A 23,580-nucleotide genomic window follows, 5' to 3' on the forward strand; every position below is an offset into this window, starting at 1 on the left:
GCTGCACGTGTTCGACGCGGCCACCGGCGAGCGCCTGCCCGACTGACCCGCGAACGCCAGGCCCAGCAGGGCGGTGACGGTGAACAGCGCCGGGTAGCCGCCGAGGCTGCTCACCAGCGGCGCGGCGATGACCGGGCCCAGCACGTGCGGCAGCGAGTTGGCGATGCTGATGACGCCGAGGTCGCGGCCGTTGTCCGAGGCGGCGGGCAGCACCTGGGTGATCAGCGCCTGGTCGACCGAGACGTACACCCCGTACCCCAGGCCCAGCAGCACCGCCGAGAGCACGGTGACCGGCCAGGTGGGCCACACCGCCAGCGGCGCCGAGCCCGCCGCGATCACCAGGCCCGCGGCCGTCACCAGCCCCTTGCGGCGGCCGAGGCGGTCGGAGAGCCAGCCGCCCGCGAACGCCGAGACGACGATGCCGGTGGTGTAGATCAGCACGAGCAGCAGCAGGCCCTGCTCGGCGCGCTTGCCGGGGAACAGCGACTCGTAGCGGATCTCGTCGCGCAGGAAGTACAGCAGGTAGAGCGTGCCGGTGGCGTTGCCGAGCTGGATGAGGAACCGGGTGATCCACGCCCAGCGGAAGTCCGCGTGCCGCAGCGCCGCGGCGAAGGAGGCGAAGAACCCGCCCCGGCGCCGCTCAGCCCGCGGGCCCGGGACCGCGGGGGAGTCGGGCACCCACACCAGGAACGGCACCAGCAGCACCAGCACCACCCCGGCGACCAGCGCGTACCCGGCGGACACCGTGCTCACCACGACCGTCACCAGCGCCGTGCCCGCCAGCGTCGCCATCGGCTGCGTCGCCCCGACCCACGCGCTCACCACGCCGCGCTGGTTCTCCGGCACCCGGTCGGGCACCGTGGCGACCAACCCGGCCAGCATGGCGCTCAGCGCCACCTGCACCACGACCCAGCCCACCGCCACACCCGCCACGGAGGACTGGTTGAGCAGCAGGAGCAGACCCGCGGCGGCCAGCAGCGCGCCCCCGGCCACCCACGGCTTGCGGCGGCCGAACCGCGACGTCGTGCGGTCCGACAGCGCGCCCGCCACCGGGTTCGCCACCACCGCGACCAGCGCGCCGAGGCCGGTCACCAGCCCGAGCGCGGACTCCTTGCCCTCCGGGGTGATCACGGCGAGCTGCTGGGCGAGCAGCACCTGCACCGGGGTGTAGAGCGCCGTCCACATGCCCAGGCTCGCCAGCGCCATCCCGGTGACGAACCGGCCGCCCACCCGCGGCGGCGCGGTGGTGGGGGCGGCGACGGCGGTCACGACGCCTCCCCGATGAACGCCGCGGCACGCTCGCCCACCAGCAGCGCGGGGGCGTGGGTGTTGCCGGTGGTGACCGCGGGGAACACCGACGCGTCGGCCACCCGCAGGCCCTGCACGCCGTGCACCCGCAGCCGCGGGTCGACCACGGCGTCGGCGTCGATGCCCATCTTGCAGGTGCCGACCTGGTGGTGGTAGGTCGACACCGTGGAGCGCACGTAGTCGACGAGGTCACCGGTGCCGGGCAGCGCCTCGACCGAGCCCCACTCCTCGCGCAGCACCGCGGCGGAGCCCACCTCCCGGCACAGCTCGACCGCCGCCACCAGGCGGCGCAGGTCGGAGTCGGTGCCCAGGGTGTTCGGGTCGATGTCCAGCGGGTCGGCCGCCGAGGCGCCGGTGAGCCGGATCGTGCCGCGCGCGGTCGGGCGCACCAGCCCGGCCTGGAGCGTGAAGCCCGACATCGGGCCGGACGTGCCCGGCGGGTACATCGGCACCGGGAAGTGCAGCGGCTGCACGTCGGGGGTGGTCAGGCCGGGGGTGCTGCGCCAGAACAGGTGCGTCTGCGCCGGGCCCAGGCCCTCGCTCGGCCTGCCGGGGTTGCGCTCGGTGGTGAAGATGACCGGCACGAGGACGTGGTCGTGCAGGTTGCCGCCCACCCCCGGCAGGTCGACCAGCGGGTCGACGCCCACCGCGCGCAGGTGCGCCGCCGGGCCGATCCCGGACAGCATCAGCAGCTTGGGCGACTCGATCGCCCCCGCGCTGACCACCACCTCCGCCGCCGACGCCGTGCGCACCTGCCCGTCGCGCACGTACTCCACCCCGGTGCAGCGGGTGCCGTCGAACAGCAGCCGCGAGGCCAGGGCGTCGGTCTCCACCACCAGGTCGGGGTTGTCGTGCACGGGGGAGAGGTAGGCCACCGCCGCGCTGGCCCGCCTGCCGCCGGAGATCGTGAACTGCACCCGGGACACCCCGTCGGGGGTGCCGGAGTTGTAGTCCGGGTTCTGCTCGATGCCCGTCTGCACCGCCGCGGCGATGAGCGCGTCGTGGATCGGGTCGGTGGCGTACTTGCTCAGCACCGGCAGCGGACCGCCCGTGCCGTGCAGGTCCGACGCGCCCGCGTCGAAGTCCTCGATGTCGCGGAAGGTGGGCAGCACGTCCGCCCACGACCAGCCGTCGTTGCCCAGGTAGGCCCAGTGGTCGTAGTCGGCGGCCGCGCCGCGCGCGTAGATCATCGCGTTAAGCGAGCTGGACCCGCCCAGCACCCGGCCGCGCGGCCAGTGCAGCTGCCGGGTGGCCGCGTGCGCCTGCGGGGTGGTGCGGTACGCCCAGTCGCGGGGGCCGAACCACAGCTCACCGAAGCGGCGCGGGTCGTGGATCGTCTCGTCGGTGTCGCGCCCGCCCGCCTCCAGCAGCAGCACGCGGGCGCCGCGGTCGAGGCAGCGGCGCGCGACCGCGCAGCCCGCTGAGCCTGCGCCGACCACGATCACGTCGTATGTGGACATGGGAGTGCTCCTGTGTGCCGCTGGTGGGTGCGGGTGGTGGGGTCGCCTCGCCTTCGGCGTTGGCGGGGGAGAGCCGGTTTTCTTGTGGCGGGCTCGATGCGGTGGTCCTGTGTGGCCAGGCCCTTGGGGCGATCACGTGCTACCCCAGCCACGCAGGACCACCGCAACGAGCACTGCCGCAGCCGGGCTTCCTGGTTGGTGGGGTGGCGTGAGTGCGGGGTGCCGGTGTCAGGCGGTGAAGACCAGGGCGGCGTTCTGGCCGCCGAAGCCGAAGGAGTTGCTCAGGGCCACGTCGGTCTTCTGGTGGCGGGGGGTGCCGGTGACCACGTCGAGCTCGACCTTGGGGTCCTGCTCGGTGAGGTTGGCGGTCGGGGGGATGGTGCCGGTCTCGATGGTGAGGATGGTCAGGGCCGCCTCGATGGCGCCCGCGGCGCCGAGGGCGTGGCCCAGGACGCCCTTGGCGGAGGTGACGGCGGGGCGGCTGCCGAGCAGGTCGCGGACGACCTTGGCCTCCGTCTGGTCGTTGAGGGGGGTGGAGGTGCCGTGGGCGTTGACGTGGTCGACCTCGTCGGGGGTGATGCCCGCGGTGGCCATGGCCGCGCGGATGGCGGCGGTGGCGCCCTTGCCCTCGGGGTCGGGTTGGGTCATGTGGTGGGCGTCGGCGGAGGCGCCGTAGCCCGCGACCTTGGCGCGGACGCGGGCGCCGCGGGCGCGGGCGTCGGCCTCTCGCTCAAGGACGAGGATGCCCGCGCCCTCGCCGACGACGAAGCCGTCGCGGTCGACGTCGAAGGGGCGCGAGGCCGCCGCCGGGTCGTCCGTGCGCTTGGACACCGCGCCCATCTGGGCGAAGCCGGTGACGATCAGCGGGCTCACGCCCGCCTCGGCGCCGCCGGTGATGACCACGTCGCAGGTGCCCGAGCGCAGCAGGTCCAGGGCGGTGCCGATGGCCGTGGCGCCCGAGGCGCAGGCGGTGGCGGTGACGAAGTTGGGGCCGGTGGCGCCCAGGTCCATCGCCAGGTGGCCCGCCACCATGTTCGGCACCAGCATCGGGATCAGCAGCGGGGACACGGTGGTGGCGCCGGTGCCCAGGAGCTTGGCGTGCTGGGTCTCCCAGGTGGTGACGCCGCCGAGGCCGCAGCCGATGACGACGCCGACCCGCGCCCCGTCCCACGCCCTGGGGTCCAGGCCGGAGTCGGCGACCGCCTCGCGCGCGGCCACGATGGCCAGCTGCACGAAGCGGTCGTGGGACAGCGAGCTGCGCCGCCCCACCAGCTTGTTCGCGTCGAAGCCGGGCACCGTGCAGGCGATGTCGACCGGCAGGCCCGCCAGCGCGGGGGTGCGCGCGGCCGTGGACACGCCCGCGCACACCCCCGCCCAGCTGGCCTGCGCGCCGATCCCGGCCGCGGTCACCAGGCCGAGGCCGGTGACGGCGATGGGCGGCGTGCTCACGGGGTCGTCGCCGCCGTGGCCTCCAGCACCTGCGCGGCGATGGCCTCGGCCGCGTGCGCGATGGTGTCGCGCGGGGTGGCGGTGTCCTCGCTGATCTGCACCCCGGTCTCGGTCTGCACCACGACCAGCAGCTCCACCAGGAACAGCGAGTCCATGTCCAGGTCCTCGAAGGTGGCCTCGGGGGTGATCTCCGCGCGGTCGACCTCGAACCGGTCGACCAGGATGTCCACCAGCTTGTCGTACATGGGAGTGGTCACGTGCGCTCCTCGGTTCTCGTGGTGGCCTGCTCCGGCCAGGTCAGGGTGGTCGATCCCCAGGTCAGCCCGCCGCCGAAGGCGGTGAGCAGCACCCGGTCGCCCGCGCGCAGGCGACCGGCGGCCCTGGCCTGGTCCAGGGCGAGCGGGATGGAGGCCGCCGAGGTGTTGCCCACCTCGGCGATGTTGGTGATGCTGCGCTCGCGCGGGATGCCGATGTCGTCGGCGAGCCGGTTGAGGATGCGCAGGTTGGCCTGGTGGCCGACCAGGTGGTCGACCTCGTCCACGCGCCAACCCGCCTGGTCGAGCACGGCGCGCGCGGACTTCGACATGTTCCGCACGGCCTGCCAGAACACGCTCTTGCCCGCCATGGCGAAGTAGCGGTCGCCCGGCTCCGGCTCGCGGCCGGACAGCCGCTGCTCGGCGCCGCCGCCGCGGACGGTGATCAGGTCGACGCCGTCGCCGTCGCTGCCCAGGTCGAACGGTCCGACCGCGCCGGGCTCGCCCGGCTCGCCCGCGCGCAGCACCACCGCGCCCGCGCCGTCGCCGAAGATCACCGAGGTGGTCCGGTCGGCCGGGTCGAGGATGCTGGAGTAGGTCTCGGCGCCGATGAGCAGCACCCGGCGCGCCGCGCCCGCGGCGATCAGCCCGGTGGCGGTGGCCAACCCGTAGATGAACCCGGTGCACACCGCGGCCACGTCGAAGGCGGCCACCCCGGTGAGCCCGAGCTTGCCTGCCACCACCGGCGCGGTGGCCGGGCACGGCCGGTCCGGCGTCGTGGTGGCCACCACCACGGCGTCCACTTCGGACACCCCGGCGTCGGCGACGGCGCGCGCGCCCGCGGCGGCGGCCAGGTCGGAGGTGGTGGTGCCGGGGTCGGCCCAGTGCCGCGCGCCGATGCCGGTGCGCGAGCGGATCCACTCGTCGCTGGTGTCGAGCACCCGGCTCAGCTCGTCGTTGTCGACCCGGCGCGGGGGCAGGTGGCTGCCGGTGCCGCACAGGACCGCGGTGCGGGGCTGCGGTGACGGCACGGGTCCCCCTCTCGGTCGTCTGGTTGTCCCGGCAAGCCTCGTCGCCACCGCTGACGTGGCGGTGACGGCGGGGTGACCGGCGCCCCGCCCCGCCCCCGCATCACCCCCGCGTCAGCCCGGCGTCAGCGGCGGACCCGATAGTCCCCTTGCCCTGCCGCGCACCTCACCGGGAGTGACCCATGCGGACGTTCCACTCGGTCGCCGAACTGGCCACCGCCGAGGGCGACGACCTCGGCGCGAGCCCCTGGCACGACGTCACCCAGCACGTCATCGACCTGTTCGCCGAGGCCACCGGCGACCGCCAGTGGATCCACACCGACCCCGACCGCGCCCGCACCGGCCCCTTCGGCGGCACCATCGCCCACGGCTACTACCTGCTCTCCGCCCTGCCCACCCTCCTCGACCAGGTCTTCCGCACCGAAGGCGTCGGCTCGGTCGTCAACACCGGCGTCGACCAGCTCCGCTTCCTGCGCCCGGTCCCCGTGGGCAGCCGCATCCGCGCCACCGCCCGCCTCGACTCCGTCCGCGTCAGCAGACGAGGCGTCGCCGACCTCGCCGTCGCCGCCACCATCGAGGTCGAGGGCACCCCCGGCCCCGCCGCCACCGCCACCCTCCACAGCATGGTCCGTCCACCCAGGACCCCCGTTTCCCTCACCCCCCAACCGATTCCAGCCACAGCAACCCCCACCCCATAACCCATCCCCGAGCGCGAGCGCCCAACCCCACCCAACCCGCTCCCCAAAGAACAGCACCACAACGAACCCGGCGGCCCGGCTACGGGTCTGCCCGGGTGGGTGGTTGTGCTTGACAGGGGAAGGCGATCATGTGCTACCCACGGCCGGGGGGTGGGGCCGAAGGCCTCACCTTTTCCCCACCCCGAGCACATGATCGCCGCAGGGGCCCCTGTCAAGCAGAACCACCCACCCGGGCACGCCAACAAAATCCCGGATCTTTCAAGCTCTGCGCAGCAGAGCTCCCACCGTCACCGCACCACCGCCAACGACCGCACGTCCGGCCACAGCGCCGACGGCAGCAGCAACCCCGGCTCCTGCGCCAGGATCTCCGAGTGCAGCCGCCGCAGCGGCGCCGAGGGCTCCAGCCCCAGCTCCCCGCCCAGCCAGCTGCGCGTGCGCCGGAACAGCTCCAGCGCCTCGCACTGCCGCCCCGACCGGTACAGCGCCAGCATGAGCAGCTCGCAGAACCGCTCGCGCAGCGGGTGCTGCTCCACCAGCTGCGTCAGCTCGGCCACCGCGTCGCGCTCGCGGCCGACCAGCAGCCAGGCCGCGGTCAGGTCCTCCCACACGGTGAGCCTGCGCTCGTCGAACAGCGCGGCGGCGCCGCGGCAGCGCAGGCCGTCGCCCGCGTCGAGCAGCGCCGGGCCGCGCCACAGGCGCAGCGCCTCGCGGAGCAGGGCGATGGCGCGGTCGGGGTCGGTGCGCACCTCGGCGGCGCCGCGCTCGGCCAGGTCGAGGAAGCGGTTGGCGTCGACCGACTCGGGGGCGGTGTCGAGCAGGTAGCCGCCGCGCATGGCGCGCAGCCTGCTCTCCCGGCCCGGGGTGTCGATGACCTTGCGCAGCCGGGTGGCGTGCGCCTGCATGGCGTTGCGGGCGTTGCCGAGGCTGTGGCCCGCCCACAGCTCGTCGGCGAGCTCGCCGTGCGAGATGGCCCGCCCGACGTCGAGCGCCAGCGTGGCCAGCAGCGCGCGCACCTTGTGCGAGCCGATGCTGCGGCGCTCGCCGTCCACGGTGACCGTCACGGTGCCCAGGATGTCGATCTGCACGGCACTCCTCGAACTCGCGGCCGCATGCCAGGCCGGGTGTGGTGGGGCTGGGGTGTCCACGGCGGGGCCCGCCGACCACGACGTCGCGCAGCGCCTGCCCCCCGTGCCCGCAATGTTCTGCGCGGAATTGGCGGGCTGTCAAGCGGTCTTTCGCATTCCATCGCAGAATCGGACTTTTCGCGGAATGGTGTGGCACCCGCCACCGCCCGTTGCGTCATCCGCCGCAGCGCGCACCCCCGGACGGACCCAGGGGCCGTAGCCGGAACACCCCTGTGACCGGGGGTTTCCCAGGGGATTCCCCGGGGGTGTGCAGGGTTATCCCCAGTGCGACCCAGGGTGTGCCCTGCGGTAGGAATTCGGAGCCCGAAATACCGCGCCCGGTGCCGTGCGCGATTGTTGAGAAAGTCCCGTCGGGCCCGAGTTCGATTTCTCGCCGATTCGTTCGGCGCCGTACTGCGATCGGAGCAATGGCGATGACACGTGTGGCCCCGGCGGTCGGGAGCACGCCGGTCCCCCGGCTCGACCACGTGATGGTCCTGCTGGACGCCGAGACCCACCGGGCGGTCGAGGAGACCGCCTTCCTCGCCGAGCGGTTCGGCCGGATCAAGGTCAAGAAGGCCGACAGCTCGGTCGCCGGGCAGTACTCCACGCTGGGCGTGGCGGGCAACTCCACGCTGGTGGAGCTGTTCGGCGCGGCGCTGCCGAGCGAGGCGCCGCTGTCGGGCGGGCTGGTCTTCTCCTTCGAGGAGCCCGGGTCCTCGCCCGCGGCCCGCGCGCTGCTCGACGCGCAGGAGTCGGTGGGCTACCACCACGACCTCGTGCGCCGGGTGGTCGACGGGCACGACGAGCCGCAGCCCTGGTACCACCTGATCAGCGTCGACCTGGGCCAGGCGAACCCGCTGCTGCTCTTCCTCAACGAGGTCACCCCGGAGTACTACGCCTCGCTGGGCGCCCAGGCGGGCCCCGGGGGCGCGCTGCGCCGGGACTCCTACCTCGACGCCGTGCTCGGCCGCCCGGCCGCGCCCGGCTCGCTGCTGCGCGACATCGCCGCGGTGACCCTGCTCGTGGGGCCCGAGCGGGCGGCGAAGCTCACCGCCGCGCTCGCCCCGTTCGGCTGGGTGCCGCGCGGCACCGACCTGGTCGGCCCCGGCCTGACCATCGGCCTGCGCGTCGGCGACTGGCCGCGCGAGCGGGTCGCCGAGGTGCTGCTCGACCTCGACCCCACCGCCTGGACCGACGACATCCCGGCCGAGCTGGACTTCGGTCCGCGCTCGCGGCTGGTGTTCGAGGACCCGACCACCGCCAGGTGGCTCTTCAGCTGACAGCCCGGCCCGCCACCCGAGAAGACCTGGAGCGCTGACGCCCCCATGCCACCGCTGTTCCCGGACGTCGTCCGCCACCACGCCGAGCACACCCCCGACGCGCCCGCGGTCCGCTGCGCCGACCGCGCGCTGACCTACGCCGAGCTGGTCGCCGAGGCCGACCGGCTGGCCGCCGCCCTGGTCCGCCGGGGCGTGCGCCGCGGCGACCTGGTGGGCGTGGCCGCCCGCCCGTCCACCGACCTCGTCGTGTCCATCCTGGGCATCCTGCGCGCGGGCGCGGCCTGGCTGCCGCTCGACCCGGCCTACCCGGGCGAGCGGCTGCGCTACATGGTCGCCGACGCCGGGGTCGCCCTGCTGATCGCCGACGGCCCGACCGGGGACGTGCTCTCCGGCGGCGTGGTCGACGTGCTGGCCCCGGACGCGCGCGCCGACCTCGACGGCGCGCAGCTGCCGGAGCTGGCCGAGGACGACCTCGCCTACGTCATCTACACCTCCGGCTCCACCGGCCGCCCCAAGGGCGTGCGGCTGCGCCACGGCGGCCTGGCCAACCTCGTGCGGGCCCAGCTGGGCCTGTTCGAGGCCGGTCCGGGCGCGCGGGTGCTCCAGTTCGCCCCGACCAGCTTCGACGCGTCGGTGTTCGAGATCGCGATGGCGCTGGGCGCGGGCGGCGAGCTGCTGCTGGCCCCGCGCGCGGAGCTGGCCCCCGGGCCCGGCCTCGGCGACTTCCTGCACGCCCACGGCGTCACGCACGTGACGCTGCCGCCCTCGGTGCTGGCCACGATCGGCCGGGTCGAGGTGCCCGGCCTGCGGGTGCTGGTGTGCGCGGGCGAGGCGCTGCCGGAGCCGCTGGTCGAGCAGTGGGCACCGGGGCGGCGGATGTTCAACGCCTACGGCCCCACCGAGACGACCGTCTGGGCCACCACGGCCGAGGTGCGCGCGGGCGGCGGCAAGCCGGGCATCGGCACCCCGATCCCGGGCGCCACCGCGCACGTCCTCGACGAGCGGGGCCTGCCGGTGCCGGACGGCACGGCGGGCGAGCTGGCCATCGGCGGCGCGGGCGTGGGCCTGGGCTACCACGAGCGCCCGGAGCTGACCGCCGAGAAGTTCACCACCCACCCGACCACCGGCGAGCGCCTGTACCGCACCGGCGACCGGGCGGTGCGCGCCGCCGACGGCTCGCTGGACTTCCTGGGCCGCATCGACCACCAGGTGAAGCTGCGCGGCTTCCGCATCGAGCCGGGCGAGGTCGCCGCCGAGCTGGTCGCCCACCCCGAGGTCACCGACGCGGTGGTGGTCGTGCGCGACGACGGCGCGGGCGAGCAGCTGGTCGGCTACGCCACCACCTCCGGCCCGGTCACCGGGGACCGGCTGGTGGAGCACCTGGGCACCGTCCTGCCCGCGCACATGGTGCCCGCCGCGGTCGTGGTGCTCGACCGGATGCCGCTGACCCCCAGCGGCAAGGTCGACCGCGAGGCGCTGCCCGCCCCCGAGCGCTCCGGCGCCGAGCACGTCGAGCCGAGCACGCCCACCGAGCGGGCGCTGGCCGCGATCCTGGTCGAGCTGCTGGGCCTGCCCCGGGTCAGCGTGCACGACGACTTCTTCGAGCTGGGCGGGCACTCGCTGCTCGCGGGCCGCTACGCCGCCCGGGTGCGCGACGTGCTGGGCCGCGAGCTGCCGCTGTCGACGCTGTACGAGACCCGCACGCTGGCCGAGACCGCCCGCGCGCTCGACGCGGGCGCCGAGGGCGCCCCGCCGATCCCGCCGATCACCCCCGGCGCGGTGGCCGAGGGCGAGCCGGTGGCGCTGGCCCACCCGCAGGAGCGCATCTGGTTCCTGGAGCGGCTCTCGCCGGGCAACCTCGCCTACAACGCCCAGGCCACCATCCGGCTGCGCGGCGCGCTCGACCTGCCCGCCCTGCAGGCCGCGCTGGACGAGATCGTGCGCAGGCAGGCCATCTACCGCACCGCGTTCCTGCCGGTGGAGGGCAGGCCGATGCAGGTCGTGCGCCCGCCGGTGGCCGTCGACATGCCGCTGCTCGACCTCACCGGCGTGCCCGCCGACGAGCGCGAGGAGCGCGCCGACGCGATCGTGCGCGAGACGGTCAAGGACCCGTTCGACCTCGCGGTGCCGCCGCTGGCCCGCTGGGTGCTGGTGCGGGTGGCCGAGCAGGACCACATCCTCATCCACGTCGAGCACCACCTGGTGCACGACGGCTGGTCCTACGGGGTGTTCCTGGCCGAGCTCCAGGAGACCTACACCGCGATCACCGAGGGCCGCGCGCCCGAGCTGCCCGAGCTGCCGGTGTCCTACGTGGACTTCGCGGCCTGGCAGCGGGACTGGATGCGCGACGGGGTGCTGGAGAAGTACCTGGGGTACTGGACCAAGGAGCTGGCGGGCGCCCCCGAGGCCCTGGAGCTGCCCACCGACCGGCCGCGCCCGGCGTCGCAGTCCTTCGCGGGCCGCGCGCTCAACCTCGACCTGCCCGGCGACCTGTGCCAGGCGCTGCGCGCCTACAGCCACGGCCGGGGCGTGACCCTCTACGCCACCATGCTCGCCGGGTTCGCCGCGCTGGTCTCGCGCTACGCCCAGCAGGACGACGTGGTGGTCGGCAGCGGCGTGGCCAACCGGCGGCTGGCCTCGGTCGAGCAGGTCATCGGCATGATCGTCAACACCCTGGCGCTGCGCGTGCGGCTCGGCGGCGCACCCAGCTTCGACGAGCTGGTCGGCCGGGTGCACGCCACCGTCGGCCGCGCGCACGAGTGGCAGGACATGCCGCTGGACAAGCTGGTCACCGCGCTGCCGCTGCGCCACGACCCCTCGCGCAACCCGCTGTTCCAGGTGATGTTCAGCTTCCACGACTCCCAGGTGCCCAGCCTGGAGTTCGCCGGGCTGACCGGCACCGTGCGCGAGCGGCACAACAACTCGGCCAAGACCGACATCAACGTCGTGGTGGTGCCGCGCGCCGAGCAGCGCGCCGGTCGCGGCCTCGACGGCGCCGAGGGCGCGATCACCCTCATCTGGGAGTACGCCACCGACCTGTTCGACGAGGCCACCATGCGCGAGATGGTGGCCCGCTACCAGGTGCTGCTGCGCGCCGCGATCGCCGCGCCCGCCACCGCGGCGTCGCAGCTGCCGCTGGTGCCGCCCGCCGACGAGCAGCGGCTCATCGCCGCCGCCACCGGCGAGCGGGCGCCGTTCCCCGCGGACGCCACCGTCGCCCAGCTGTTCGCCGAGCAGGTGGCGGCGGCGCCGGACGCCGAAGCGCTGGTCGACGGCGACGTCTCGCTCACCTATGCCGAGCTCGACGACCGGGCGGGCCGCATCGCGACCCTGCTGCGCGAGCACGGCGTCGGCGCCGAGACCCCGGTGGGCGTCATGCTCGAACGCGGGCACGAGCTGCTGACGACGCTGCTCGCGGTGGCCAAGGCGGGCGGCTCGTACGTGCCGCTCGACCCCGGCTACCCCACCGAGCGGCTGCGCTGGATGCTCGACGACGCGGGCGCCCCGGTGGTGCTCACCCGCGCCGCCCTGCGCGACCGGCTCGGCGCGCGCACCGGCGTGCTGGCCCTCGACGAGTGGTCGGACGCGCTGGCGGCGGCGACCCCGTACACCGGCGACCCCGGTGTGGGCGCGGCGCACGTCGCCTACGCGATGTTCACCTCCGGCTCCACCGGCCGCCCCAAGGGCGTGCAGGTGACCCACCGGGCGATCGCCCGGCTGGTCAAGGGCACCGACTACGCCGCGTTCGGCCCGGGGGAGCGGTTCGCCCAGGTCGCCGACGCCGCCTTCGACGCGCTCACCTTCGAGCTGTGGGGCTCCTGGCTCAACGGCGGCACCGTCTGCGTCATCGGCTCCGACGACCTGCTCGCCCCCGGCGGCCTCGGCCGCGCGCTGCGGGCCAACCGGGTCACCGGGATGTTCCTGACCTCGGCGCTGTTCACCGAGGTCATGGCCGACCACCCGGACAGCTTCGCGGGCATGCGCACGCTCATGGTCGGCGGCGACGCGCTCAACGTCGGCCGGGTGCGGGCGCTGCTGGCCCTGCCCGCCGAGCAGCGGCCGGAGCGGCTGGTCAACGGCTACGGCCCCACCGAGACGACGACGTTCGCGGTGTGCCACACCATCGAGCACGTCGACGAGGGCGCCGCGTCCGTCCCCATCGGACGGCCGATCGCCAACACCACCGCGCACGTGCTCGACGCGCACCTGCGCCCGGTGCCCGAGGGCGTGCCCGGCGAGCTGTACCTGGGCGGCCCCGGTGTCGCCCGCGGCTACGCCAACCGCGCCGCGCTCACCGCCGACCGGTTCCTGCCGGACCCGTTCGCGGGCGACGGCTCGCGCCTCTACCGCACCGGCGACCGGGTGCGCAGGCTCGCCGACGGCACCATCGAGTTCCTGGGCCGCGCCGACGACCAGGTGAAGATCCGCGGCTTCCGGATCGAGCCGGGCGAGGTCGAGTCCGCGCTGGGCGAGCACCCCGACCTGGCCCAGGTCGCGGTGGTCGTCGACAGCCCGGCCTCGGGCAAGCGCCTGGTCGCCTACACCGCGGCCCGGCCCGGCAGCGACGTCGCCGCGACCGACCTGCGGGCGTTCCTGGCCGACCGGCTGCCGCCGCACCTGGTGCCGTCGGTGTTCGTGGCGCTGCCCGCGCTGCCGCTGACCGCCAGCGGCAAGCTCGACCGCCGCGCGCTGCCGCCGGTGGGCGACGAGCGGCAGGCCGACACCGAGTACGTGGCGCCCAAGCCCGGCACGCAGACCGACGTCGCCGCGCTGATCGGGGAGATGCTCGGCCTGGCGTCGGTGGGCGCCGAGGACGACTTCTTCGCCCTGGGCGGGCACTCGCTGCTCGCGATGCGCCTGGTGGCCAGGGCGAACGAGCTGTGGGCGTGCGACGTCGCGCTGCGCGACTTCCTGCACACCCCCACCGTCGTGCGGCTCGCCGCCCGGGTGGACGCCACCCGGGGCGGGGCCGCCGCCGCGATCGCCGCGGGGCCCAGCGACGAGGACCTGCTGGACCGGCTCGACGACCTGACCGACGAGGAAGTGGAAGCCCTGTTGCGCGAGACCGAGCTGGAGACGGAGACCGAGCGATGACCCAGGCGCCGAGCAACGGCACCGCGGCCGAGGACAGGCGGGCGCTGCTGGCCGCCCGCCTGCGCGAGCGGATGGCCACCCGCCACCGCGCGCTGTCCTACCCGCAGCAGCGGCTGTGGTTCCTGGAGCAGCTGGAGCCGGGCAGCGCGGTCTACATCGTCCCGCTGGTGTACCGGATCTCCGGGCCGGTCGACGTGCCCGCCCTGGAGCACGCGCTGACCGAGGTGGTGCGCCGCCAGCAGGTGCTGCGCACCGCGTTCCGCGACGTCGACGGCACGCCCCGGCAGTTCGTCGAGCCCGCCGCGCCCATCGCCATCCCGGTGCGCGACCTGTCCGGCGAGCCGGACCCGGCGGCGCTGGCGGCCGAGCTGGCCGACGCCGAGGCGCGCGCCCCGTTCGAGCTGACCGGCGGGCTCAAGGTGCGCCCGCTGCTGCTCTCGCTGGGCGGCGACGAGCACTGGTTCTGCCTGACCCTGCACCACATCGTGTGCGACGGCTGGTCCCTGGGGCTGCTCGACAAGGAGCTGTCCGAGCTGTACCGGGCGAAGCTGGCGGGCGGCGAGCCGGACCTGCCCGCGCTGCCCACCCAGTACGCCGACTTCGCCGAGTGGCAGGTCGAGGGCCTGACCGGCGAGCCGCTGGCGGAGGCGCTGGGGTACTGGCGGGACAAGCTGGCGGGCGCCCCGGCGCTGGCCACCCTGCCCACCGACTTCCCCCGGCCGCCGCAGCAGTCGCACGCGGGCGCGCACCTGGACTTCACCGTCGACCCGGCGGTGGCCGAGGGCGTCGCGGCGCTGGCCAAGGCGAGCGCGGCCACCCCGTTCGCGGTGCTGCTGGCGGCGTTCTCCGCGCTGGTGCACGCCTACACCGGCGCCGAGGAGGCCATCGTCGGCTCCCCGGCGGCGGGCCGCTCCCGGCCCGAGGTCGCGCACCTGGTCGGCTTCTTCGCCAACACCGTCGTGCACCGGCTCGACCTGTCCGGGCAGCCCACCTTCACCGAGCTGGTGGCCCGCGCCCGCGACGAGTCCCGGGCCACCATGGCCAACCAGGACCTGCCGTTCGAGAAGCTGGTCGAGGAGTTGCAGCCCAGCCGGGACCCGGCGCACAACCCGCTGTTCCAGCTGATGTTCAGCTACCAGGACGTCGACGCGGACGCCGGGCTCGCGCTGCCCGGCTGCGAGGTCGTCATGGTCCCCGGCGACACCGCCACGGCCAAGTTCGACCTCACGCTGAGCATGACCAACACCGGGCAGCGCCTGGGCCTGCGCCTGGAGTACTGCACCGACCTGTTCAGCGAGGCCACCGCCCGCCAGCTCGGCGAGCACTTCCAGACCCTGCTCGCGGACGCGGTGGCGCACCCGGACAAGCGCCTCGGCGCCCTCCGGGTGCTCACCGAGGTCGACCTGGACCGCCAGCTCGTCGACTGGAACCCCGCCGCCGAGCCGGTGGGCGACGAGCTGGTGCACGAGCTGATCAGCGCCCAGGCCGCCCGCACCCCGGACGCCCCGGCGCTGCTCGGCGCCGACCAGGACGCCGCCGACGCGCTCAGCTACCGCGAGGTCGAGGCCCGCGCCGACGCGCTGGCCGCCCGGCTGCGCGGGCACGGCGTCGGCCCCGGCACCCCCGTCGGGGTCTACCTCGACCGCTCGCCGGACCTGGTGGTGGCGCTGCTGGCCGTGCTCAAGGCGGGCGGCGGCTACCTGCCGCTGGACCCCGGCTACCCGCCGGACCGCATCGCCTACATGGTGGCCGACTCCGCCGCGCCGGTGATCATCACCCGCGGCGCGCTGGCCCGCCGGGTCACCGCCCTGCCCGCCACCGCGGTGCGCGTGGACGCCGAGGACCCGGCCGGGTCGCCCGCCCCCGTGGCCGGGGCGCCGCGCGGTTCGCAGCACGACATGGCCTACCTGATCTACACCTCGGGCTCGACCGGCAAGCCCAAGGGCGTGGTGATCTCCCACCGCAACGCGCTGAACTTCTTCGCGGCCATGGACCGCGTGCTCGGCGGCGACGACCCGGGCACCTGGCTCGCGGTCACCAGCATGTCCTTCGACATCTCCGTGCTGGAGCTGCTGTGGACGCTGGCCCGCGGCTACCGGGTGGTGGTGCGCGGCGACGAGCCGACCGCCACCACCGCTGCCGACTCCGCGCCGGTGCCCGCCTCTGTGCAGACCCGCCGGATGGACTTCAGCCTGTTCTACTTCGGCGGCGACAAGGGCGGGTCGGCCGACGACCGCTACCGCCTACTGATCGAGGGCGCGAAGTTCGCCGACCGCAACGGGTTCAGCGCGGTGTGGACGCCCGAGCGGCACTTCCACGAGTTCGGTGGCCTCTACCCCAACCCCTCGGTGACCGCCGCCGCGGTGGCCGCGATCACCGAGAAGGTCAAGGTGCGCGCGGGGTCGGTGGTGCTGCCGCTGCACGACCCGCTGCGGGTGGCCGAGGAGTGGTCCGTCGTGGACAACATCTCCCACGGCCGCGTCGGCATCTCCATCGCCTCGGGCTGGCAGCCCAACGACTTCGTGCTCGCGCCGGAGCAGTACCACGACCGCAAGAAGGTCATGATGGACCGGCTGGAGGAGCTGCGCGCGCTCTGGCGCGGCGGCAGCGCCACCCGCCGCAACGGCGTGGACGCCGAGGCCCAGGTGTCGGTGTTCCCCCGGCCGGTGCAGGACGAGCTGCCGGTGTGGGTGACCAGCGCGCGCAGCCCGGAGACCTTCCAGCTCGCGGGCGAGGCGGGCGCGGGCCTGCTCACCCACCTGCTCGGCCACTCCATCGAGCAGCTCTCGCACAAGATCGCCCTCTACCGGGAGGCCTGGCGCGGCGCCGGGCACCCGGGGGAGGGGCAGGTGACGGTGATGCTGCACTCGTTCGCGGGCACCGACACCGAGACCGTGCGCGAGGTCGTGCGCGAGCCGCTGTCGGCCTACATCAAGTCCTCGTTCGACCTGCTCAGCGGGCTCGGGCAGGCGATGGGCCGCGAGGTCGACCTCAAGGCGCTGCCCGAGGACGAGCTCGACGCGCTGGTGGCGCAGGCCTTCGACCGGTTCTTCGAGACCTCCGGCCTGCTCGGCACCCCCGAGCACTGCGCCGACATCGTCGACCAGCTCAAGCTCATCGGCGTCGACGAGGTGGCCTGCCTGGTCGACTTCGGCGTCGGCCACGACCAGGTGCTCGGCGCCCTGGACCAGCTCGCGGTCGCCAAGGAGATCAGCGAGGATCGGGCGCGCCGCGCCGCGGCCGACGAGCCGGTGGCCGCGCAGCTGCGCAGGCACGGCGCCACCCACCTCCAGTGCACCCCGTCGCTGGCGGGCATGCTGGTCGAGGACCCGGACTCGCGCGCGGCGCTGGGCGGGTTGCAGCGGCTGGTGGTCGGCGGCGAGGCGCTGCCCGAGCCGCTGGCGCACGCCATGGCCGAGCTGCCGAGCCGGGGCGCGCACAACATGTACGGGCCCACCGAGGCGACCGTGTGGGCGACCACCTGGGAGGTGAGCGCGGACAGCCCGGTGCTGATCGGCGCCCCGCTGGCCGGCTACCGCACCTACGTCGTCGACCAGCACCTGCGGCTGACCCCGGTCGGCGTCCCCGGTGAACTGCTCATCGGCGGCGACAGCATCGCCCGCGGCTACCTGGGCCGCCCGGGCCTCACCGCGGACCGGTTCATCCCGGACCCGTTCGGCGACACCCCCGGCGCCCGCCTCTACCGCACCGGCGACCTGGTGCGCCGCGGCCACGACGGCGCGCTGGAGTTCCTGGGCAGGCTCGACCACCAGGTCAAGCTGCACGGGCACCGGATCGAGCTGGGCGAGATCGAGAACGCCGTGCGCGCCCACCCCGGCGTGCGCGCGGCCGTGGTCGCCGTGCGCGGCGCCGACGCGGCCAAGCACCTGGTGGCCTACTGCGTGCCGGTGGCCGAGGACCCGACCGAGCTGACCGACGCCGCGGTGAAGGCGTTCGCGGCCAGGACCCTGCCGGACTACATGGTGCCGGTGGAGGTCGTCTTCCTCGACGAGCTGCCGCTGACCCCCAACGGCAAGGTCGACCGGGCCAAGCTGCCCGAACCGGGCCAGAAGCGGGAAGTGGCCTACCAGGCCCCCGAGTCCGACCGCGAACGCGCGGTCGCGGAGGTCTTCGCGGACGTGCTCGGCCTGGAGCGCGTGGGCGTGGCCGAGAACTTCTTCGCCAGCGGCGGCAACTCGCTGCTCGCCGTGCAGCTGCGGATGCGGCTGATCGGCGTGCTCGGCGACCGGCTGTCGCTGGTGGACATCTTCCGGTTCCCGACCGTCCGGGCGCTGACCACGGCGCTGGCGGACGAGGCGGGGCCGTCGGCGGAACTGGACGAGGCGCGCCAGGCGGCGGAGCGGCGGGCGGCCGCGCTCGGCCGCCGGGCCAGGGCGCGCGGGAAGCGGGGCGGTCAGTGAGCACGGCGAACGAGGTCGAGGCGCCCGACGACGGCGTCGAGCCCATCGCGATCATCGGTCTGGCCTGCCGGGTCCCCGGGGCCAGCGCCCCGGGCGACTTCTGGCGGGCGATGCGCGCCGGGGTGGAGTCGATCACCCGGTTCGGCCGCGACGAGCTGCTGGCCGCGGGCACCCCGGCCGAGGTGCTCGACGACCCCGACTACGTCCCCGCCTCCGGGCACCTGGAGGGCGCCGACCGGTTCGACGCCGGGTTCTTCGGGTTCAACGCCGGTGAGGCCGAGACCATGGACCCGCAGCACCGGCTGCTGGCCGAGGTCGCCTGGGAGGCGGTCGAGGACTCCGGGCACGACCCGGCCGACTTCGGCGGCACCGTGGGCGTGTTCGCGGGCACCTTCATGAACAAGTACCAGCTGACCAACCTGGCCACGAACCCGCGCTTCCAGCGCTCCCCGATGGCGCCGCTGGCGCGGATGTTCAACGACAAGGACTTCCTGGCCACCCGGGTCGCGCACCTGCTCGACCTCACCGGCCCGGCGCTGACCGTGCAGACCGCGTGCTCCACCTCGCTGGTGGCCACGCACCTGGCCTGCCAGTCGCTGCTCAACTACGAGTGCGACGCGGCCATCGTCGGCGGCGTGTCGGTGAACGTGCCGCTCAAGACCGGCTACCCAGTCGCGGACTCCGGCCTGTTCAGCCCGGACGGGCACTGCCGCCCGTTCGACGCCGACGCCCGCGGCACCGTCCCGGGCAACGGCGTGGTGACCGTGGTGCTGCGCAGGCTGTCTGACGCGCTGGCCGACCGCGACCACGTCTACGCGGTGATCCGCGGCTCGGCCATCAACAACGACGGCAGCGCGCTCAAGGCCGGGTTCGCCGCGCCCAGCGTGGAGGGCCAGGCCCGGGTCATCACCGCGGCGCAGGTGGTGGCGGGCGTCGAACCGGAGACCATCGGCTACGTCGAGGCGCACGGCACCGCCACCCAGGTCGGCGACCCCATCGAGATCACCGCGCTGACCCAGGCGTTCGGCACCGACCGCACCGGCTACTGCGCCATCGGCTCGGTGAAGGCCAACATCGGCCACCTCGACGCCGCCGCGGGCATCGCCGGGCTGATGCGCGCCGCGCTCGCGGTGCACCACGCCCAGATCCCGCCGAACGCGGGCTTCCGGGCGCCCAACCCGCTGCTGGGGCTGGAGACCACGCCGTTCTACGTCCCGGCCGACGCCTGCGACTGGCGGCCGGACGGGCACCCGCGGCGGGCGGGGGTCAGCTCCTTCGGCGTCGGCGGCACCAACGCCCACGTCGTGCTGGAGCAGGCGCCCGACGCCCCGGCGGCGCGCCCGGCCCGCCCGTGGCAGCTGCTGCCGCTCTCGGCGCGCAGCCGGCCCGCCGTGGACACCGCCACCGAGCGGCTGGCCCGGTTCCTGGAGCACACCAGCACGCCGCTGGCCGACGTCGCCTACACCCTGCAGAAGGGCAGGCGCGCCTTCGGCACCCGCCGGTTCGCCGTCTGCGCCGACGCCGCCGACGCGGTGCGCGCGCTGCGCGGCGAGGAGCCCAACCGGCTCGACACCCGGCAGGCCCCCGAGGGCGCCCGCGAGGCGGTGTTCGCCTTCCCCGGCGGCGGCATGCAGCACCCGGACATGGGCCTGGACGTCTACCGCTCCGAGCCGGTGTTCCGCGCCGAGGTCGACGAGTGCGCCCGGCTGCTGGAGCCCCGCCTGGGCTTCGACCTGCGCAGGCTGCTGTTCCCCTCGGCGTTCCCGCCGCTGGAGGGCAAGCGGGTCACCGGCGGGGTGATGATGGGCCGCGACCAGGGCGCAGGCGTGGTGTCGGCGTTGTTCGTCGTCGAGTACGCCCTGGCCAAGCAGCTCATGGCCTGGGGCGTGGCGCCCACCGCGATGATCGGCCACAGCCTCGGCGAGTACGTCGCGGCGTGCCTGGCCGGGGTGTTCAGCCTCGCCGACGCCCTGGAGATCACCCTGGCCCGCGGCGAGCTGTTCGCCCGCATGGACCCGGGCAAGATGCTGGTCATCCAGCTGCCCGAGGACGAGGTGCTGCGGCTGCCGCTGCCCGAGCGGATCTCGGTGTCGGCGGTGAACTCCCCGGACCTGACCGTGGTGGCCGGGCCCGACGCCGACATCGCCGCGTTCACCAAGGACCTGCGCGACCGCGGGGTCGACTGCCGCAAGGTCAGCGTCCCGGTCGCCAGCCACTCCTGGATGGTGGAGCCGTTCCTGGACGAGTTCGTGGCCAAGGTCGCGAAGCTGACCCTGAACACGCCCGCGATCCCGTTCGTCTCCAGCGCCACCGGCACCTGGATCACCGACGAGGAGGCGACCAGCCCCGAGTTCTGGGGCCGCCACCTGCGCAACCCGGTGCGCTTCGCCGACGGCGTGCGCACCGTGCTCGCCCGCGCCGACCGCGTGCTGCTGGAGGTCGGGCCCGGCCGCGCGCTGACCGCCCTGGCCGCGGGCCAGCGCATCGCCCCCGCGCCCATCGCCGTGCCCACCATGGGCCTGGCCCGCGACACCCTGCCCGACCTGGCCCACCTGGTCAGCGCCGTGGGCAGGCTGTGGCAGGCGGGCGTGCCGGTCGACTGGGACGCCTTCCACGGCGACACCGCGCCGCAGCGGGCGTCCCTGCCCACCTACCCGTTCGAGCGCAAGCGCTACTGGGTGGAGGCGGGCAAGCCGCGGGAGACCGCGGCCGAGCCCGACGCGGTCGTCGAGGCCGCCGAGCAGGAGGTCCCCGACGGCGCGCCGCGCACCGACCGGGAGAAGGCGGTGGCCGCCATCTGGTGCGACATGCTGGGCGTGGAGTCGGTCGGCGTCGACGACGACTTCTTCGACCTCGGCGCGCACTCGCTGATGGTCACCCAGGTCACCAAGGAGCTGCGCCGGATGGGCGCGACCTCGCTGACCGCCCGCGACGTCATGGGCGCGCCGACCGTGGCCGCCATGGCCACCCTGGTCGACAACGCCCTGGGCACCGGCACTGGCCGCGCGGTCGGCACCGGACCGGTCCTGGAGGACGAGGTCGTGCTCGACCCGGCCATCACCACCGAGGGCCTGCTCCCGGTGGCCGAGGGCGAGCCCAAGGCCATCCTGCTGACCGGTGCCACCGGCTTCGTCGGCGCGTTCCTGTGCGCGGAGCTGCTCCAGCGCACCAAGGCCACCGTGCACTGCCTGGTGCGCGCCGCGGACGAGGCGGCGGGCCTGGAGCGGGTGCGGGCCAAGCTCGACTCCTTCGGCCTCACCGGGCCGTGGCTGAGCAGGCTGCGCGTGGTCATCGGCGACCTGGCCCAGCCGCTGCTCGGGCTGGGCGAGGAGCGCTTCACCGAGCTGGCCGGGGTCATCGACGCGGTGCACCACTGCGGCGCGTGGGTCAACTTCGTGCGCCCCTACCGGGTGCTCAAGGCGGCCAACGTGCTCGGCACCCAGGAGGTGCTGCGCTTCGCCGCCACCACCCGGCTCAAGCCGGTGCACCACGTCTCGACGCTGGCGGTGCTGGCCGGGGCGTTCCTCACCGACACCAGGGTCATCGGGGAGAACGACCCGCTGCCCCCGCCGATCGGCCACGACACCTCCTACAGCCAGAGCAAGTGGGTGGCCGAGGGGCTGGTGGACCTGGCCCGCGAGCGCGGCATCCCGGTGTCGGTGTACCGGGCGGGCGGGGTGCTCTCCGACAGCCGCAGCGGCGCCACCAACGCCGACGACTACGTCACCAAGGTCATCCAGGGCTGCGTGCAGCTCGGGCTGGCGCCCAACCGGCGCTACCAGCTCTCGGTCGGCACCGTCGACCACCTGGTGCGGCTCATCGTGGAGATCTCGCTGCGCCCGGCGGCCACCGGCCGCAACTACCACGCCATCGACCCGGTGCCGCTGGAGTGGAACACCCTGTTCGAGGAGCTGCGCCACTACGGCCACGACGTGCGCCTGGTGCCCTTCGACGAGTGGCGCACCACCCTGGTCGAGCACGTCGACCGCGACGGCGAGGACAACGCCCTGGCCCCGCTGATGGCGATGATCGGCGAGACCCCCGACCGGGACATGCCGGTCATGGACTGCGGCAACGTGCTCACCGCGCTGCCGCCCGAGCTGGCGCGCGCGCCGCGCCTGGACCGCGAGTACTTCCACCGGATGCTCGACTTCTTCACCCGCGGCGGGTTGCTGCCGCCCGTTCCCACCACCACGGGGGTCTGACCGATGTCTCTGCTGCTCACCGGCGCCACGCTGATCGACGGCCTCGGCGGCGACCCCGTCGCGAACGCCGCGGTCGCCGTCACCGACGACCGGATCACCGCCGTCGACGCCTCGCCCGCCGACACCCCGGCCGACGCCGACCTGGTGGACCTGTCCGGGCTCACCCTGCTGCCCGGGCTGATCGACGCGCACGTCCACATGGGACACGCCAGCGAGATGCAGGCGGTGCTCACCCACCAGCTGTCGGTGGCCGAGCGCGCCGCGGACATCTTCCGCACCCTGCGCCAGACCCTCGACGCGGGCTTCACCGCCGTGCGCGACTGCGGCGGCATCGACCACGGCATCCTGCGCACCGTGGGCAAGGGCATGGTGCCCGGCCCGCGGATCTGGGCCTCGGCCTCGCCGCTGGTGCAGTGCGGCGGCCACGGCCACCTCGGCTCGCCGTTCCAGGCCCCGGACGAGTCCTTCGCCTTCCGGGTGCGCGGGCTGACCGCCGTCGGGCGCATCTCCGACGGCCGGGACGAGGTGCGCAAGGCCGCCCGCGAGTGCTTCCGGCAGGGCGCGACCTTCCTCAAGATGGCCGTCACCGGCGGCGTGGTGTCCATCGCGGACAACCTCGACGACACCCAGTTCTCCATCGAGGAGATCGAGGTCGCCGTGGAGGAGGCCAACGCCAGGCACACCTACGTCACCGTGCACGCGCACAACAAGTACGGCGTGCGCAACGCGGTCAAGGCCGGGGTCAAGTGCGTCGAGCACGGCACCGGCATCGACGAGGAGACCGCGGCGATGATGGCCGCGGGCGGCGTGGCCCTGGTGCCGACGCTGGCCATCGCGCAGGTGCTCACCGAGGACTTCGAGCACCACGGCCTGCCCCCGCAGATCCGCGAGCGGGTGTGCGGCACCACCGAGGGCATGATCTCCGCGATCGAGCACGCCAAGGCCGCAGGCCTGCTCATCGGCTCCGGCTCCGACCTCATCGGCCCCAAGCAGGACCGCCGCGGCCTGGAGCTGGCGCTCAAGGCCAAGGTGCTCAGCCCGATGGAGGCGATCGTCTCCGCCACCTCGGTCAACGCCAGGATCATGCGGGTCGCGGACAAGATCGGGTCGGTGGAGCGCGGCAAGCTCGGCGACCTCATCGCCGTCGACTTCGACCCGCTGACCCAGCCCGAGCTGTTCGACGACCCCGAGCGCGTCCGCCTCGTGGTCAAGGGCGGCAAGGTCGTCAAGGACACCCGCAAGTGAGCACCCCGACC

At 74.5% G+C, this 23,580-nt stretch carries 12 protein-coding genes; 6 read left to right on the forward strand and 6 right to left on the reverse strand.

The genetic code is table 11. The features are described 5' to 3' along the window. The 5 genes from BJP25_RS04430 to BJP25_RS04450 form a co-directional block, all read right to left on the reverse strand. The coding region (locus BJP25_RS04430) for an MFS transporter (protein ID WP_075973494.1) at positions 1–1,269 on the reverse strand (1,269 nt) is incomplete at its 3' end. Beyond that, positions 1,266–2,768, reverse strand: a complete 1,503-nt coding sequence (locus BJP25_RS04435) for a GMC family oxidoreductase (RefSeq protein ID WP_075973495.1) — start codon at positions 2,766–2,768, stop codon at positions 1,266–1,268. The genes BJP25_RS04435 and BJP25_RS04430, both read right to left, overlap by 4 nt. Before the next feature lie 228 nt (positions 2,769–2,996). Beyond that, the gene (locus BJP25_RS04440; RefSeq protein WP_075973496.1) at positions 2,997–4,217 is read right to left on the reverse strand and encodes a beta-ketoacyl-[acyl-carrier-protein] synthase family protein; all 1,221 of its coding nucleotides are present in this window, start codon (positions 4,215–4,217) and stop codon (positions 2,997–2,999) included. Continuing rightward, positions 4,214–4,474, reverse strand: coding sequence for a phosphopantetheine-binding protein (locus tag BJP25_RS04445; RefSeq protein ID WP_198943342.1), 261 nt, complete (start codon positions 4,472–4,474; stop codon positions 4,214–4,216). The genes BJP25_RS04440 and BJP25_RS04445 overlap by 4 nt, the downstream gene beginning before the upstream one ends. Beyond that, on the reverse strand, positions 4,471–5,502 hold the full coding sequence (locus tag BJP25_RS04450; RefSeq protein ID WP_075973498.1) for a beta-ketoacyl-ACP synthase III: 1,032 nt from the start codon (positions 5,500–5,502) through the stop codon (positions 4,471–4,473). The genes BJP25_RS04445 and BJP25_RS04450 overlap by 4 nt, the downstream gene beginning before the upstream one ends. A gap of 179 nt (positions 5,503–5,681) precedes the next feature. Here BJP25_RS04450 and BJP25_RS04455 point away from each other — a divergent pair, with 179 nt between their 5' ends. Continuing rightward, positions 5,682–6,197 carry a MaoC family dehydratase gene (locus BJP25_RS04455; RefSeq protein WP_075973499.1) on the forward strand — a complete coding sequence of 172 codons (516 nt, stop codon included), beginning with the start codon at positions 5,682–5,684 and terminating at the stop codon, positions 6,195–6,197. Between the two features lie 287 nt (positions 6,198–6,484). Here BJP25_RS04455 and BJP25_RS04460 read toward each other — a convergent pair whose 3' ends face one another. Next, positions 6,485–7,282, reverse strand: a complete 798-nt coding sequence (locus BJP25_RS04460; RefSeq protein ID WP_075973500.1) for an AfsR/SARP family transcriptional regulator — start codon at positions 7,280–7,282, stop codon at positions 6,485–6,487. A 467-nt stretch (positions 7,283–7,749) separates the two neighbouring features. Between BJP25_RS04460 and BJP25_RS04465 the strand changes: the two genes are divergently transcribed. The 5 genes from BJP25_RS04465 to BJP25_RS04485 are packed head-to-tail and all read left to right on the forward strand — an operon-like array spanning position 7,750 to position 23,569. Continuing rightward, positions 7,750–8,604 (forward strand): DUF5829 family protein, encoded by an 855-nt coding sequence (locus tag BJP25_RS04465; RefSeq protein WP_143218879.1) that lies wholly within the window; start codon positions 7,750–7,752, stop codon positions 8,602–8,604. A 45-nt stretch (positions 8,605–8,649) separates the two neighbouring features. Beyond that, the gene (locus BJP25_RS04470; protein ID WP_075973502.1) at positions 8,650–13,698 is read left to right on the forward strand and encodes a non-ribosomal peptide synthetase; all 5,049 of its coding nucleotides are present in this window, start codon (positions 8,650–8,652) and stop codon (positions 13,696–13,698) included. After that, the gene (locus BJP25_RS04475) at positions 13,695–18,119 is read left to right on the forward strand and encodes a MupA/Atu3671 family FMN-dependent luciferase-like monooxygenase (RefSeq protein WP_075973503.1); all 4,425 of its coding nucleotides are present in this window, start codon (positions 13,695–13,697) and stop codon (positions 18,117–18,119) included. The genes BJP25_RS04470 and BJP25_RS04475 overlap by 4 nt, the downstream gene beginning before the upstream one ends. Then, entirely contained in the window at positions 18,116–22,324 is a 4,209-nt protein-coding gene (locus tag BJP25_RS04480; RefSeq protein ID WP_075973504.1) for a type I polyketide synthase, read from the forward strand. The genes BJP25_RS04475 and BJP25_RS04480 overlap by 4 nt, the downstream gene beginning before the upstream one ends. Positions 22,325–22,327: 3 nt before the next feature. Further along, complete coding sequence (locus BJP25_RS04485; protein ID WP_075973505.1) at positions 22,328–23,569, forward strand: metal-dependent hydrolase family protein; 1,242 nt, start codon at positions 22,328–22,330, stop codon at positions 23,567–23,569. Positions 23,570–23,580 lie beyond the last annotated feature (11 nt).

Source organism: Actinokineospora bangkokensis, from assembly GCF_001940455.1.
GTDB classification, from domain to species: Bacteria; Actinomycetota; Actinomycetes; order Mycobacteriales; family Pseudonocardiaceae; genus Actinokineospora; species Actinokineospora bangkokensis.